This window comes from Streptomyces humi (genome assembly GCF_001005085.2).
Classification (GTDB): Bacteria; Actinomycetota; Actinomycetes; order Streptomycetales; family Streptomycetaceae; genus Streptomyces; species Streptomyces humi.
Genome location: NZ_LBMU02000021.1, coordinates 56,027 through 71,326, shown reverse-complemented (window position 1 = coordinate 71,326; position 15,300 = coordinate 56,027). Strand labels below are relative to the sequence as shown.

Annotated in this window: 14 protein-coding genes; 12 read left to right on the top strand and 2 right to left on the bottom strand. The window is 69.0% G+C overall.

Annotated features, from left to right (window positions below; translation table 11 throughout):
• Positions 1-8 precede the first annotated feature (8 nt).
• Together def and AAW13_RS07825 are read right to left on the bottom strand one after the other, a co-directional pair.
• Positions 9-644: a peptide deformylase gene (def, locus tag AAW13_RS07830; protein ID WP_046726448.1), complete on the bottom strand. Its 636-nt coding sequence runs from the start codon at positions 642-644 to the stop codon at positions 9-11.
• A gap of 318 nt (positions 645-962) precedes the next feature.
• Complete coding sequence (locus AAW13_RS07825; RefSeq protein ID WP_071659470.1) at positions 963-1,769, bottom strand: C40 family peptidase; 807 nt, start codon at positions 1,767-1,769, stop codon at positions 963-965.
• A gap of 765 nt (positions 1,770-2,534) precedes the next feature.
• Here AAW13_RS07825 and AAW13_RS07820 point away from each other — a divergent pair.
• The 12 genes from AAW13_RS07820 to nuoL are packed head-to-tail and all read left to right on the top strand — an operon-like array spanning position 2,535 to position 15,299.
• Positions 2,535-2,894, top strand: a complete 360-nt coding sequence (locus AAW13_RS07820) for an NADH-quinone oxidoreductase subunit A (protein ID WP_007383963.1) — start codon at positions 2,535-2,537, stop codon at positions 2,892-2,894.
• Positions 2,895-2,907: 13 nt separating this feature from the next.
• Positions 2,908-3,462 (top strand): NuoB/complex I 20 kDa subunit family protein, encoded by a 555-nt coding sequence (locus AAW13_RS07815; protein ID WP_030572779.1) that lies wholly within the window; start codon positions 2,908-2,910, stop codon positions 3,460-3,462.
• Positions 3,459-4,202: an NADH-quinone oxidoreductase subunit C gene (locus tag AAW13_RS07810; protein WP_046726447.1), complete on the top strand. Its 744-nt coding sequence runs from the start codon at positions 3,459-3,461 to the stop codon at positions 4,200-4,202. Before AAW13_RS07815 ends, AAW13_RS07810 begins: the two co-directional genes overlap by 4 nt.
• A complete protein-coding gene (locus AAW13_RS07805) occupies positions 4,199-5,521 on the top strand; it encodes an NADH-quinone oxidoreductase subunit D (RefSeq protein ID WP_046726446.1) in 1,323 nt (440 codons plus the stop codon). Before AAW13_RS07810 ends, AAW13_RS07805 begins: the two co-directional genes overlap by 4 nt.
• The gene (gene nuoE / locus AAW13_RS07800; RefSeq protein ID WP_046726445.1) at positions 5,518-6,387 is read left to right on the top strand and encodes an NADH-quinone oxidoreductase subunit NuoE; all 870 of its coding nucleotides are present in this window, start codon (positions 5,518-5,520) and stop codon (positions 6,385-6,387) included. Before AAW13_RS07805 ends, nuoE begins: the two co-directional genes overlap by 4 nt.
• A complete protein-coding gene (gene nuoF, locus AAW13_RS07795; protein WP_046726444.1) occupies positions 6,387-7,733 on the top strand; it encodes an NADH-quinone oxidoreductase subunit NuoF in 1,347 nt (448 codons plus the stop codon). Before nuoE ends, nuoF begins: the two co-directional genes overlap by 1 nt.
• Positions 7,730-10,234, top strand: coding sequence for an NADH-quinone oxidoreductase subunit G (locus AAW13_RS07790; RefSeq protein WP_046726443.1), 2,505 nt, complete (start codon positions 7,730-7,732; stop codon positions 10,232-10,234). Before nuoF ends, AAW13_RS07790 begins: the two co-directional genes overlap by 4 nt.
• Positions 10,231-11,595, top strand: coding sequence for an NADH-quinone oxidoreductase subunit NuoH (gene nuoH / locus AAW13_RS07785; protein WP_046726442.1), 1,365 nt, complete (start codon positions 10,231-10,233; stop codon positions 11,593-11,595). The genes AAW13_RS07790 and nuoH overlap by 4 nt, the downstream gene beginning before the upstream one ends.
• On the top strand, positions 11,588-12,196 hold the full coding sequence (nuoI, locus tag AAW13_RS07780) for an NADH-quinone oxidoreductase subunit NuoI (protein ID WP_046726441.1): 609 nt from the start codon (positions 11,588-11,590) through the stop codon (positions 12,194-12,196). The genes nuoH and nuoI overlap by 8 nt, the downstream gene beginning before the upstream one ends.
• The gene (locus AAW13_RS07775) at positions 12,193-13,035 is read left to right on the top strand and encodes an NADH-quinone oxidoreductase subunit J (RefSeq protein ID WP_046726440.1); all 843 of its coding nucleotides are present in this window, start codon (positions 12,193-12,195) and stop codon (positions 13,033-13,035) included. Before nuoI ends, AAW13_RS07775 begins: the two co-directional genes overlap by 4 nt.
• A complete protein-coding gene (nuoK, locus tag AAW13_RS07770) occupies positions 13,032-13,331 on the top strand; it encodes an NADH-quinone oxidoreductase subunit NuoK (RefSeq protein WP_046726439.1) in 300 nt (99 codons plus the stop codon). Before AAW13_RS07775 ends, nuoK begins: the two co-directional genes overlap by 4 nt.
• A gap of 15 nt (positions 13,332-13,346) precedes the next feature.
• Positions 13,347-15,299, top strand: a complete 1,953-nt coding sequence (gene nuoL / locus AAW13_RS07765; RefSeq protein ID WP_046726438.1) for an NADH-quinone oxidoreductase subunit L — start codon at positions 13,347-13,349, stop codon at positions 15,297-15,299.
• Position 15,300 lies beyond the last annotated feature (1 nt).

Here is a 15,300-nt window from a genome sequence, read left to right as displayed (position 1 = left end):
GGGTGCCGTCACGAGGTGAGTGCCTCGACGGCCTCGATGTTGGCGAACCGGCGGGCGTGGACGTCCGCCCGGCGGTCCGTCACCTGCCGCAGCGCTTCCTTCCGCTCCCGCTTCGAGAGCCGGTCGAGATACACGCGTCCGTTCACATGGTCGGTCTCGTGCGCGAGACAGCGGGCGAAATACCCCGTTCCCTCGATGGTGATCGGATTGCCGTCCTTGTCCTGTCCGTGCACGACCGCCCGGTCCGGCCGCGGCACCTCCATCACCGCGCCCGGCACCGACAGGCATCCCTCGTGGTCGTCGAGCAGCCGCCGGTCGGCCGGATCCAGGGCCTCCAGGACGGGGTTGACGACGTGCCCGACATGCCGGACACCGTCGTCGTCGGGGCAGTCGTAGACGAACAGCCGCAGGCCGACCCCGACCTGGTTCGCCGCGAGGCCGGCGCCCTCGGCGATGTACATGGTGAGGAACATGTCGTCGACGAGCGCGGCGAGGTCGGGCCCGAACTCGGTGACGTCCCGGCACGGCTTGTGCAGGACGTCCTCACCGGCCTCGGTGATGCGGCGCACCGAACCGTGCCGGGCCTCGGGGGCGTGCCGGGGGTAGTGGTCCACGGGGTTGCCCTGGACGAAGACGCGAGGCATCGCGGCCCTCCTTCTCGGATCTCGGACCGCTCCGTGCGAGCGGCCCGAGTCGAGGATGGCAGGAGGAGCCGAATCGTGGGCGCCCTGTGGAAAACCTCGCGCGGCGCCTGTGGAGAACCAGGGCCGGGGGCGGGAGGCCCGGGAAGTGGAGTCCATGGCGGACGTCCGGGAGGTGGAGTCCATGGCGGACGTCCGGGAAGTGGAGCCATGGTGGACGTCCGGGCAAGCCGGAGGGGCCGCTGCCCCCGAGCGGCTGCGGCCCCCACCGTGCTTGCGATATGCCCGAGTTATTCGGGTTGTCCGGGTTGCCCGGTTCGGTCAGAGCACCCGCACCGCGCCGGTCGGCGGGTCGTACGACAGCGGGTGCTCCCCGACGCCGCTGGACGGGTTCTGCGCGCCGACGAACATCCCGTCGCCCACGTACACCGCCACGTGGTACGCGCTGCCGGCGCTGCCCCAGTAGAGGATGTCGCCGGGCTGGAGGTTGCTCAGCGAGACCTGGGTGCCCTGCGTCGACTGGTCCTGGGAGACGCGCGGCAGGCTGACACCGACCGACTTGAAGGCGGCCTGCACGAGACCCGAGCAGTCCCACGAGTTGGGGCCCGTGCCGCCGGAGACGTAGGCGTCACCGATCTGCGCCTTCACGAAGGCGACCACGGCGGCGGCCGAGCCGGTGGCCGTGGACGTGCTCGTGGAGCTGCTGGAGCTCGCGGAGGTGGCGCTGAGGGTGGTCCGCTCGGCGCTGCGCGAGGCGGCCTGCTCCGCGGCGGCCTTGCGGGCCGCCTCGGCCTTCTTCTTGGCCTCGGCCTTCTTCTTCGCGTCGGCGAGGTCCGCCTTGGCCTGCTTCGCGGCCTTTGCGGCGGCCGCGTCGCGCTCGGCCTGGAGGGAGTAGTTCGCCGCGGCCTGCTGCGTGGCGTCGGCGGACTGGGCCACCTGGGTGGCCACATCGGCCGTCAGGATGGGCAGTTCGAGCGTCTGCGTCACGGGTTCGGCGGCACTCGCCGAGGCCGCGCCCGCCGCTGCCATGCCGAGGACGCCACTGGCAACTCCGGCGCGCACGGCGATGTTTGTCGTCGCGCTGCGGCGGGGCTTCCGGTGGCTGCGTATGTGAGCGGTGTGGGACATGGGAACAACCGGTATCAGGGGCTCCTTCATATCTTCAAGAAACGTGTGCTGCGCCACAGTTGCTCAATCCGAGCCGTAAATCCCTCGCGTGTCCTTCTTTATTGACGCCGTAACGGACATTGCGGACGCCCGTGATCAGGCCTGTGATCACGTTCTTTCGCCATTACGCCCGAATTGCCCGCGACCTACCATCGGTTGAGGTCGTTGGCCAAGCCCCGTTCTCAGGCGCCTCTCATGGATGTGGCGGAGGTCACGGAACGGTCACCAGGAGGGGCGCGTCTCGCGCGGGGATCGGGGCAGGAGCGAGGGCCGCCGAGTTCGTGAACGCGTGCACGCGTCCACATCGCGCCCCGCGCCTCCCTCTGATGTGTGAACGCGGCTCTCTATCAGGGCGCCCCGTCCACCACCAATTTGCATGCAGAGGAACCTTCTTGATATAGAGACGCTCACCCTGGACCCCCTCCCGCCTGCGCCGACGATCGAAAATGTCACTTCTCGTGATCAGCTGAACGCTTCGAGTGTGAAGATCACTACTCATCCGACTTCATGATCGATCGTCAGGTGGTGGAGATCACAAAGCTTGTGTAATACCCCGTGTCGCAGATCACAGAGCGGCGGGCATAAGATGCGAGGCAGTTGGGCTTGTGACCTGCTTCACATGTTCGCGATCTTCGCCCGGGACGCGCGGGGTTCGTGTGACGGACGGGGCAGGTGAGCCCAGCCGAACCGCCACCAGTCAGTGCCGACTGAGAGGAGCGAGGAGCGGTGAACGCCTATGCGCCCATCCTCGTACTGGGAGCCCTCGGGGCAGGCTTTGCGATCTTCTCCGTGGTCATGGCCACGCTGATCGGTCCGAAGCGGTACAACCGCGCCAAGCTCGAAGCCTACGAGTGCGGTATCGAGCCGACCCCCACGCCGGCCGGCGGCGGGCGTTTCCCGATCAAGTACTACCTGACGGCGATGCTCTTCATCGTCTTCGACATCGAGATCGTCTTCCTCTACCCGTGGGCCGTCACCTTCGACGCCCTGGGTGTTTTCGGGCTCGTGGAGATGCTGCTCTTCGTGCTCACCGTCTTCGTCGCGTACGCGTACGTATGGCGGCGCGGCGGCCTGGAATGGGACTGAGGGGCCTTTAGACATGGGACTCGAAGAAAAGCTGCCGAGCGGATTCCTGCTGACCACCGTCGAGCAGGCCGCGGGCTGGGTGCGCAAGGCTTCCGTCTTCCCCGCCACCTTCGGCCTCGCGTGCTGTGCCATCGAGATGATGACCACCGGCGCCGGCCGTTACGACCTGGCCCGCTTCGGCATGGAGGTCTTCCGCGGCTCACCCCGCCAGGCCGACCTCATGATCGTCGCCGGCCGGGTCAGCCAGAAGATGGCACCGGTGCTGCGGCAGGTCTACGACCAGATGCCCAACCCCAAGTGGGTGATCTCCATGGGCGTCTGCGCCTCCTCGGGCGGCATGTTCAACAACTACGCGATCGTCCAGGGCGTCGACCACGTCGTCCCCGTGGACATCTACCTCCCCGGCTGCCCGCCGCGCCCCGAGATGCTGATGGACGCCATTCTCAAGCTCCATCACAAGATCCAGAACTCCAAGCTCGGCGTCAACGCGGAGGAAGCGGCCCGCGAGGCGGAGGAGGCGGCGCTCAAGGCCCTGCCCACGATCGAGATGAAGGGGCTGCTGCGGTGAGCGACGCCAACGGCCACAACGGGGTCAACCCCGAGAAGGACCTGGCCGCCGACAACCTGCCCGGCCAGCGGGGCCAGGGCGGTGAGGAGATCCGCGTCCAGCGCGGCATGTTCGGCGCCAACAACGGCGGCGACACCTCCGGGTACGGCGGGCTGGTCCGCTCCATCCGCCTCCCGGGACCGGCGAGCCGGCCCTACGGCGGCTGGTTCGACGAGGTCGCCGACGAACTGGAGGGCGCCCTGGAGGAGCAGGGCCTGCTGCCGGACAACGCCGTCGAGAAGACGGTCGTCGACCGCGGCGAGATCACCTTCCACATCGAACGCGAGCACCTGGTCCGCGTCGCCCGCACCCTGCGCGACGACCCGGCGCTCCGCTTCGAACTGTGCACCGGCGTCAGCGGCGTCCACTACCTGCACGACAAGGGCCGCGAGCTGCACGCCGTCTACCACCTGCGGTCGATCACCCACAACCGGCTGATCCGCCTCGAGGTCAGCGCCCCGGACGCCGACCCGCACATCCCGTCCCTGGTCTCCGTGTACCCGACCAACGACTGGCACGAGCGGGAGACCTACGACTTCTTCGGGATCGTCTTCGACGGTCACCCGGCCCTGACGCGGATCATGATGCCGGACGACTGGCAGGGCCATCCGCAGCGCAAGGACTACCCCCTCGGCGGCATCCCCGTCGAGTACAAGGGCGCCCAGATCCCGGCTCCGGACCAGCGGAGGTCGTACTCGTGAGCACGTCACACGCTTCCCCTCGCGAGACCACCGAGGGCACCGTATACACGGTCACCGGCGGCGACTGGGACGAGATCGTCCAGTCCGCGGCCCGCGCGGACGACGAGCGCATCGTCGTCAACATGGGTCCCCAGCACCCGTCCACCCATGGAGTGCTCCGGCTCATCCTGGAGATCGACGGCGAGACGGTCACCGAGGCCCGCTGCGGCATCGGCTACCTCCACACCGGAATCGAGAAGAACCTCGAATTCCGCACGTGGACGCAGGGCACCACGTTCGTGACCCGCATGGACTACCTGACGTCCTTCTTCAACGAGACCGCCTACTGTCTCGCCGTCGAGAAACTCCTCGGCATCGAGGACGAGATCACCGAACGCGCCAAGATCATCCGGGTGCTCCTGATGGAGCTGAACCGGCTCTCCTCCCACCTGGTGTGCATCGCCACCGGCGGCATGGAACTCGGCGCCACCACGATCATGATCTACGGATTCCGCGATCGTGAAATGATTCTCGACCTCTACGAACTCATCACCGGCCTGCGCATGAACCACGCGTACATCCGCCCCGGCGGACTCGCGCAGGACCTGCCGCCCGGCGCCGTGGACCAGATGCGCGAGTTCGTGAAGAAGATGAAGAAGAACCTCCCGGAGTACGACAAGCTCGCCACCGGGAACCCCATCTTCAAGGCCCGCATGCAGGACGTCGGCTACCTGGACCTGGCCGGCTGCATGGCCCTCGGCGCCACCGGCCCGATCCTGCGCTCCACCGGCCTTCCGCACGACCTGCGCAAGGCCCAGCCCTACTGCGGCTACGAGACCTACGACTTCGAGGTCGCCGTCGCCGACACCTGCGACTCCTACGGCCGCTTCCTGATCCGCCTGGAGGAGATGCGCCAGTCCCTCCGGATCGTCGAACAGTGCCTGGACCGGCTCCAGCCCGGACCGGTCATGGTCGCCGACAAGAAGATCGCCTGGCCCGCCCAGCTCGCCCTGGGCCCCGACGGACTCGGCAACTCCCTCGACCACATCAAGAAGATCATGGGCACCTCCATGGAGGCCCTGATCCACCACTTCAAGCTGGTCACCGAGGGCTTCCGGGTGCCGCCCGGCCAGGCCTACGCGGCCGTCGAGTCACCCAAGGGCGAACTCGGTGTGCACGCCGTCTCCGACGGCGGCACCCGCCCCTTCCGGGTCCACTTCCGCGACCCGTCCTTCACCAACCTTCAGGCCATGGCGGCGATGTGCGAGGGCGGCCAGGTCGCCGACGTCATCGTCGCCGTCGCGTCCATCGACCCCGTGATGGGAGGCGTCGACCGGTGACCACCTCTTCCTCGGAGCGCGGCATCAGCCTCGGCATGCCCGAGCTGCCCGCTCCCGCGTATCCGGACGACGTCCGGGCCCGGCTGGAGGCCGACGCGCGCGAAGTGATCGCCCGCTACCCCGACTCCCGGTCCGCCCTGCTGCCGCTGCTCCACCTCGTGCAGTCGGAGGAGGGCCACGTCACCCGCACCGGGATGCAGTTCTGCGCGGACGTGCTGGAACTGACCACCGCCGAGGTCACCGCGGTCGCCACCTTCTACACCATGTACCGGCGCCGGCCCTCCGGCGACTACCAGGTGGGCGTCTGCACCAACACACTGTGCGCGGTCATGGGCGGCGACGCGATCTTCGAGACGCTCCAGGAGCACCTGGGCGTCGGCAACGGCGAGACCACCGACGACGGCAAGGTCACCCTGGAGCACATCGAGTGCAACGCGGCCTGCGACTACGCGCCGGTCGTGATGGTCAACTGGGAGTTCTTCGACAACCAGACCCCCGCCAGCGCCAAGCGCCTGGTCGACGACCTGCGCGCGGGACGGGACGTCGAACCCACGCGCGGGGCCCGGATGTGCACCTTCAAGGAGACCGCCCGGATCCTGGCCGGCTTCCCCGACGAGCGGCCCGGTGCCGTCGAGGAGAGCGGGAGCGCCGGACCCGCGTCACTGGTGGGCCTGCGCCTGGCAAGGGGAGAGGCCGCACCCGCGCGTGTGGTCCATCCACGCGGAGGCCCGCAGGACGCGGTGCAGGGCCGGACGGTGCACGAGCCGTCGCCGACCGAGCACCTCAGTTCCCATGACGCACCGCAGGAGACCTCGGCCTCCGACCCGTCGCACCCGGCAGGGCCTGCCACCGAGGAGGGGGAGTGATGACGGTGGTACCCGACCTCAAGGACACCAGCCCCGAGAAGCTGCTCGCACCCGTGCTGTCGGCCTTCTGGGACGAGGACCGGTCGTGGACGCTCGACGTCTACCGAAGGCACGAAGGCTACGAGGGGCTCCGCAAGGCGCTCGCCATGTCACCGGACGACCTGATCGCCTACGTCAAGGAGTCCGGACTGCGCGGCCGCGGCGGCGCGGGGTTCCCGACCGGGATGAAGTGGCAGTTCATCCCGCAGGGAGACGGCAAACCGCACTATCTAGTTGTCAACGCCGACGAATCGGAGCCCGGGACCTGCAAGGACATCCCGCTCCTCTTCGCGAACCCGCACAGCCTCATCGAGGGCATCGTGATCGCGTGCTACGCCATCCGGTCTTCGCATGCCTTCATCTATCTGCGTGGTGAAGTCGTCCCCGTCCTGAGGCGGTTGCACGAGGCCGTGCGCGAGGCCTACGAGGCCGGCTACCTCGGCGAGAACATCCTCGGCAGCGGTCTCGACCTCACCCTCACCGTGCACGCCGGCGCCGGCGCGTACATCTGCGGTGAGGAGACCGCGCTGCTCGACTCGCTCGAAGGCCGCCGTGGTCAACCGCGGCTACGTCCCCCCTTCCCTGCTGTCGAAGGGCTCTACGCCTGCCCGACTGTTGTGAACAACGTCGAGTCCATCGCCTCGGTTCCCGCCATCCTGCAAAAGGGCAAGGAGTGGTTCAGGTCGATGGGGAGCGAGAAGTCACCCGGCTTCACGCTCTACTCCCTCAGCGGCCACGTCGCGAGCCCCGGCCAGTACGAGGCGCCGCTCGGCGTCACCCTGCGCCAGCTCCTCGACATGAGCGGCGGGATGCGCACCGGCCACCGCCTGAAGTTCTGGACGCCCGGCGGCTCCTCGACGCCCATGTTCACCGACGAGCACCTCGACGTCCCCCTCGACTACGAGGGAGTCGGCGCCGCGGGCTCCATGCTCGGCACCAAAGCACTCCAGTGCTTCGACGAGACCACCTGCGTGGTCCGCGCCGTCACCCGCTGGACCGAGTTCTACGCCCACGAGTCCTGCGGCAAGTGCACCCCCTGCCGCGAAGGCACCTACTGGCTGGTGCAACTGCTGCGCGACATCGAGGCCGGCAAGGGCGTCATGTCCGACCTGGACAAGCTGAACGACATCGCCGACAACATCAACGGCAAGTCCTTCTGCGCCCTCGGCGACGGCGCCGCTTCCCCCATCTTCTCCTCGCTGAAGTACTTCCGCGAGGAGTACGAACAGCACATCACGGGCCGGGGCTGCCCCTTCGACCCGGCCAAGTCGACGGCCTGGGCGGACCGCCCGGAGGTGAACGCATGACCGTGACCACGAGTTCCCCCTCCTCGGGGGGAACGGCGGCGGTCCCGCCGGAGGACCTCGTCACGCTGACGATCGACGGCGCCGAGATCAGCGTGCCCAAGGGCACCCTCGTCATCCGCGCCGCCGAGCAACTCGGCATCGAGATCCCGCGCTTCTGCGACCACCCCCTGCTGGACCCGGTCGGCGCCTGCCGGCAGTGCATCGTCGAGGTCGAGGGCCAGCGCAAGCCCATGGCCTCCTGCACGATCACCTGCACGGACGGCATGGTGGTGAAAACCCACCTCACCTCCCCCGTCGCCGAGAAGGCCCAGCACGGGGTGATGGAGCTGCTGCTCATCAACCACCCCCTGGACTGCCCGGTCTGCGACAAGGGCGGCGAGTGCCCCCTGCAAAACCAGGCGATGTCCCACGGCAACGCCGAGTCCCGTTTCGACGGCAGGAAGCGCACCTACGAGAAGCCCCTCCCGATCTCCACCCAGGTGCTCCTCGACCGCGAACGGTGCGTCCTGTGCGCGCGCTGCACCCGGTTCTCCAACCAGGTCGCCGGCGACCCCATGATCGAGCTCCTGGAACGTGGCGCGCTCCAGCAGGTCGGCACCGGCGAGGGTGACCCGTTCGAGTCGTACTTCTCCGGGAACACCATCCAGATCTGCCCGGTGGGCGCGCTGACCTCGGCGGCGTATCGCTTCCGCTCCCGTCCCTTCGACCTGATCTCCTCGCCGTCCGTGTGCGAGCACTGCTCGGGCGGCTGCGCCACCCGCACCGACCACCGGCGCGGCAAGGTCATGCGGCGGCTCGCCGCCAACGACCCCGAGGTCAACGAGGAGTGGATCTGCGACAAGGGACGCTTCGCGTTCCGGTACGCGCAGCAGAAGGACCGCCTGGAGACCCCGCTGGTCCGAGGCGCCCAGGGCGTCCTCGAACCGGCCTCCTGGCCGGAGGCCCTCGAAGCCGCCGCCCGGGGCCTGGCCGCCGCCCGCTCCCGGGCCGGCGTCCTCACCGGCGGCCGGCTCACCGTCGAGGACGCCTACGCGTACAGCAAGTTCGCGCGCGTGGCGCTCGACACCAACGACATCGACTTCCGCGCGCGCGTGCACAGCAGCGAGGAGGCCGACTTCCTGGCCGCGCGGATCGCCGGCCGCGGCCGTGACCTCGACGGCACGGGCGTCACCTACACCGCCCTGGAGAAGGCGCCCGCCGTCCTGCTGGTCGGCTTCGAGTCGGAGGAGGAGGCACCCGGTGTCTTCCTGCGGCTGCGCAAGGCCTGGCGCAAGCGCAAGCAGAAGGTGTACGCGCTCGCCACGCACGTCACGCGCGGGCTGGAGAAGGCCGGCGGCACCCTGCTGCCCGCCGCACCCGGCACCGAGACCGAATGGCTGGACGCCCTCGCCGGCGGCGTCGGCCTGGAGGAGTCCGGCACCCAGGCCGCCGAGGCACTGCGCGCCGACGGCGCGGTCATCGTCGTAGGCGAGCGGCTGGCGTCGGTCGCCGGCGGACTCACCGCCGCCGTACGGGCCGCCACCGCCACCGGCGCCCGGCTGGTGTGGATCCCGCGCCGGGCCGGCGAGCGCGGCGCGATCGAGGCGGGCGCGCTGCCGTCGCTGCTGCCGGGCGGCCGCCCGGCCACCGACCCGCGCGCGCGTGAGGAGGTCGCCGCTGTCTGGGGCGTGTCCGAACTCCCACTACGCTACGGCCGCGACACCGGCCAGATCGTCGAGGCCGCCGCCCGCGGCGAACTCTCCGCGCTGCTGGTCGCGGGCGTGGAGGTCGCCGACCTGCCCGACCCGGCACGCGCGCGTGAGGCACTCGAAGCCGTGGGTTTCCTGGTCTCCCTGGAGCTGCGGCCCAGCGAGGTCACCGAGCACGCCGACGTCGTCCTCCCGGTCGCCGCCGTCGCAGAGAAGGCCGGCACCTTCCTCAACTGGGAGGGCAGGGCGCGTCTCTTCGAGGCCGCCCTCAAGCCCGACCAGATGACCCGGCGGCTCCCTCCCACCGACACGCGCGTGCTGCACATGCTCGCCGACGCCATGGACGTCCACCTCGGTCTGCCCGACCTGCGCACCACGCGCGCGGAGCTGGACCGGCTCGGCGCCTGGGACGGGTCGAAGGCCTCGGATCCGCTGGAGACCGGCACACCGCTGCCGCGACCGGCCGTGGGAGAGGCCGTGCTCGCCGGGCACCGGCTCCTCCTCGACCAGGGCGTCCTCCAGGAGGGCGACGAAGCGCTGGCCGGTACCCGGCACGCCGCCCACGCGCGCGTGTCCGCGGCGACGGCAGCGGAGGCGGGCGTCGAGGACGGCGGTCTCATCGCCGTCACCGGACCCGCCGGCAGCGTCGAGCTCCCGCTCCGGATCACCGAGATGCCGGACCGCGTGGTCTGGCTCCCGCTGAACTCGGTGGGCGGCGGCGTCGCCTCCGACACCGGGACGCAGCCCGGCTCCCTCGTCCGCATCGGCCCGGCGGCCACCGCCGGTGAGGCCCCCAAGGAGGTGGAGGCATGAGCCCGTACCTCGCCGCTGAAGACCTCTCGATGTTCGGCCGCGACCCCTGGTGGCTGGTCGTCATCAAGGCCGTCTTCTGCTTCGCCTTCCTGATGGTGACCGTGCTGATCTCCATCGTGATGGAGCGCAAGGTCGTCGCCTGGATGCAGTTGCGCGTCGGCCCCAACCGGCACGGCCCCTGGGGCATGCTCCAGTCGCTCGCCGACGGCATCAAGCTGATGCTCAAGGAAGACCTGGTCGTCAAACGCGCCGACAAGGCCGTCTACATCCTGGCGCCGATCGTCGCTGCCATCCCGGCGTTCATGGCCATCGCGGTCATCCCGTTCGGCCCCGCCGACAACGAGATCTCGATCTTCGGCCATCGCACCACGATGCAGCTCACCGACCTGCCGATCGCGATGCTGTACATCCTCGCGGTCGCCTCCGTCGGCATCTACGGCATCGTCCTGGCCGGCTGGAGCTCCGGGTCGACGTACCCACTCCTCGGCGGTCTGCGCTCCTGCGCGCAGATGATCTCCTACGAGATCGCCATGGGCGCCGCGTTCGCCTCGGTGTTCCTGTACTCCGGGTCGATGTCGACGTCCACGATCGTCGCCCAGCAGCAGAACCGCTGGTACATCCTGCTGCTGCCGGTCTCGTTCATCCTGTACGTCGTCACCATGATCGGCGAGACCAACCGCGCCCCCTTCGACATGCCCGAGTCCGAGGGCGACCTCGTCGGCGGCTTCAACACCGAGTACTCGTCGATCAAGTTCGCGATGTTCATGCTCGCCGAGTACGTCAACATGGTGACCGTCTCGGCCGTGTCGACCACGCTGTTCCTCGGCGGCTGGCGGGCCCCCTGGCCGATCAGCACCGTCTGGGCGGGCGCCAACCACGGCTGGTGGCCGATGCTCTGGTTCGTCGCCAAGGTCGTCGTGCTGCTGTTCGTCTTCGTCTGGGTGCGGGGCACGCTCCCGCGCGTGCGCTACGACCAGCTGATGAAGCTCGGCTGGAAGGTCCTCATCCCGGTCTCCGTCGTCTGGCTGATGCTCGTCGCGACCGTACGGACCCTTCGCAACGAGAACTACGGCTTCGCCGACATCGCCCTGTACGTCGGCGGCGGAGTGCTCGCCCTGCTGCTCCTGTCCTTCGTCGTGGACATCTTCCGCGACAAGGGCAAGGAGGACGGACGGCCCGTCGCGGAGCCGGCCGGGTTCGACCCGATGGCGGGCGGATTCCCGGTACCGCCGCTGCCCGGCCAGGAGTTGCCGCCGGTGCCCCGGCGCAGCCCCCGCAGGGAGCGGGAGCTGATTGTCAGTGGCGGCACGGACACTGTCAGTGACGGATCTTCGGATGGAAAGGAGGCGTCCGATGGCTGAGGAGCCCAAGGAGACCAAGCCCGGTTTCCAGAACCCCGTGGCCGGCTTCGGCGTGACCTTCAAGGCCATGTTCAAGAAGCGGCTGACCGAGCAGTACCCGGAGCAGAAGAAGACCACGGCCCCGCGGTTCCACGGACGGCACCAGCTCAACCGCCATCCGGACGGCCTGGAGAAGTGCGTCGGCTGCGAACTGTGCGCCTGGGCCTGCCCCGCCGACGCCATCTACGTGGAGGGCGCGGACAACACCGACGAGGAACGCTACTCGCCGGGCGAGCGCTACGGCCGCGTCTACCAGATCAACTACGCCCGCTGCATCCTGTGCGGCCTGTGCATCGAAGCGTGCCCCACGCGCGCGCTGACGATGACCAACGAGTTCGAACTGGCCGACAGCAGCCGCGCCAACCTCATCTACACCAAGGAACAGCTGCTCGCCGGCCTCGAAGAGGGCATGGTCGACTCCCCGCACGCGATCTTCCCGGGGACCGATGAACAGGACTACTACCGGGGCCTGGTCACCGAGGCCGCGCCCGGGACCGTACGCCAGGTCGCCGTCTCCAAGGGCGAGAAGCCCGAGGACCGGGAAGAGGAGGTGGAGGCATGAGCCCGCAACTCGCCGCCTACACCACCTCCACCGGTGAGGCCTTCCAGTTCTGGGTCCTCGGCACCGTCGCCGTGATCGGCGCCCTGTCCACCGTCTTCATGAAGAAGGCCGTGCACAGCGCGCTCTCACTCGCCGGCACGATGATCATCCTGGCGGTGTTCTACCTCGCCAACGGCGCCTACTTCCTCGGGATCGTGCAGATCGTCGTCTACACCGGCGCGATCATGATGCTGTTCCTCTTCGTGGTGATGCTGGTCGGCGTGACCGCCGCCGACTCCCTGAAGGAGACCATCAAGGGCCAGCGCTGGCTGGCCCTTCTGTGCGGGGTCGGCTTCGGCGTCCTGCTCCTCGCGGGCATCGCCAACGCCTCCCTGAAGCAGTTCAACGGCACCGGCCAGGCCAACGCCAACGGCAATGTGCAGGGCCTCGCCGCCCTCATCTTCACCAAGTACGTGTTCGCCTTCGAAATCACCGGCGCCCTGCTCATCACCGCGGCCGTCGGCGCCATGGTGCTCACCCACCGCGAGCGCACCGAACGCCCCAAGACCCAGCGCGAGCTGGCCGAACAGCGGGTCCGCGAGGGCAAGCACGTACCGCCGCTGCCGGCCCCCGGCGTCTACGCCCGGCACAACGCCGTGGACGTCGCGGGCCTGCTGCCCGACGGCACCCCGTCGGAGCTCACGGTCAGCAAGACGCTGCGCGACCGCGGCCAGGTCCGTGACGTGTCGACGGAGGCCCTCAACGACCTGCGGGCCCTGGAGCAGCGCGCGGAGGAACGGCTGGAGCGCACCCCGGTCGAACCCGCCCACCGCAAGCAGAGCGAGGAGGCGTCGAAGTGAACCCGGTCTACTACCTCTACCTCGCCGCCCTGTTGTTCACGATCGGCGCCACCGGTGTGCTGATCAGACGAAACGCAATCGTCGTCTTCATGTGCATCGAGCTGATGCTCAACGCCTGCAACCTCGCGTTCGTCGTCTTCTCCCGGATGCACGGCAATCTCGACGGCCAGATCATCGCCTTCTTCACGATGGTCGTCGCCGCCGCGGAGGTCGTGGTCGGGCTCGCGATCATCGTGTCGCTGTTCCGTACCCGCCACTCGGCCTCGGTCGACGACGCCAGCCTGATGAAGCTGTAAGGGGCGCTGGACCGTATGAACGCAGAGAACCTGATCGCGCTGCTGATCGCGGCGCCCCTGCTGGGAGCGGCCGTCCTCCTGCTCGGCGGCCGCCGTCTGGACGGCGTGGGCCACTGGATCGGCACGCTCCTGTCGACGGCGTCCTTCGTGTTCGGCGTGATCCTCTTCGCCGACCTGCTGGGCAGGAACGCCGAACACCGCACACTCACCCAGCACCTGTGGACGTGGATCTCCGTCGGCAGCTTCCAGGCGGACGTCACGTTCCGCCTCGACCAGCTGTCGATGACGTTCGTCCTGCTGATCACCGGCGTCGGCTCGCTCATCCACGTGTACTCGATCGGGTACATGGAGCACGACGAGCGCCGCCGCCGCTTCTTCGGTTACCTCAACCTGTTCCTCGCGGCGATGCTGCTGCTCGTCCTCGCCGACAACTACCTGCTGCTGTACGTCGGCTGGGAGGGCGTCGGTCTCGCCTCCTACCTGCTGATCGGCTTCTGGCAGCACAAGCCCAGCGCGGCGACCGCGGCGAAGAAGGCCTTCCTGGTCAACCGCGTCGGCGACATGGGCCTGTCGATCGCGATCATGCTGATGTTCACGACGTTCGGCACCTTCGCCTTCGGGCCGGTGTTCAGCCACGTCGGCGACGCCTCCGAGGGCAAGCTCACCGCGATCGGCCTGATGCTGCTGCTCGCCGCGTGCGGCAAGTCCGCCCAGGTCCCGTTGCAGTCCTGGCTCGGGGACGCCATGGAGGGCCCCACCCCGGTCTCCGCCCTCATCCACGCGGCGACCATGGTGACCGCCGGCGTCTACCTGATCGTCCGCTCGGGCGACGTCTTCAACGCGGCCCCCGACGCCCAGCTCGTCGTCACCGTCGTCGGCGCCGTCACGCTGCTCTTCGGTGCGATCGTCGGTTGCGCCAAGGACGACATCAAGAAGGCGCTCGCCGGCTCGACCATGTCGCAGATCGGCTACATGGTCCTCGCCGCCGGCCTCGGCCCCATCGGCTACGTCTTCGCCATCATGCACCTGGTGACGCACGGCTTCTTCAAGGCCGGGCTCTTCCTCGGCGCCGGCTCCGTCATGCACGGCATGAACGACGAGGTCGACATGCGCAAGTACGGGGGCCTGCGCAAGTACATGCCGGTCACCTTCATCACCTTCGGCCTCGGCTACCTCGCGATCATCGGCTTCCCGGGCCTGTCCGGCTTCTTCTCCAAGGACAAGATCATCGAGGCGGCGTTCGCCAAGGGCGGCACCGAGGGCTGGATCCTCGGCGCCTGCGCCCTGCTGGGTGCCGCGATCACCGCCTTCTACATGACGCGCGTGATGCTGATGACGTTCTTCGGCGAGGAGCGCTGGCGCAACCAGCCCACCCGCTCCCCGCAGGCGCCCAGCGCCGAACCGGCCGCCGAACACCACGGCGAGCACGCGGAACCGCACCCGCACGAGTCCCCGAAGGTCATGACCATCCCCATGATCGTGCTGGCGGTCGGCTCCGTGTTCGGAGGTGCCTTCTTCAGCATCGGCGACCGCTTCCTGCACTGGCTGGAGCCGGTCACCGGCCACAGCGAGGGCGACTCCCCGCTCAGCGCGGCCACCGTCACCGGCGCCACCATGGTCTGCCTGGTCATCGGCGTCGGCATCGCCTACGTGCAGTACGGCCGCCGGCCCGTCCCGGCCGTCGCCCCGCGCGGCTCGCTGCTCACCCGCGCGGCCCGCCGCGACCTCCTCCAGGACGACTTCAACCACGTCGTCCTGGTCCGCGGCGGCGAACACCTCACACGCTCCCTGGTGTACGTCGACCACACCCTGGTCGACGGGGTCGTCAACGGCACGGCGGCGGGCTTCGGCGGACTCTCCGGCCGGCTGCGCAAGCTCCAGAACGGCTACGCGCGCTCGTACGCGGTCTCGATGTTCGGCGGCGCGGCCCTGCTGGTCGCCGCGACCCTGCTGATGAGGGCGGTCTGAT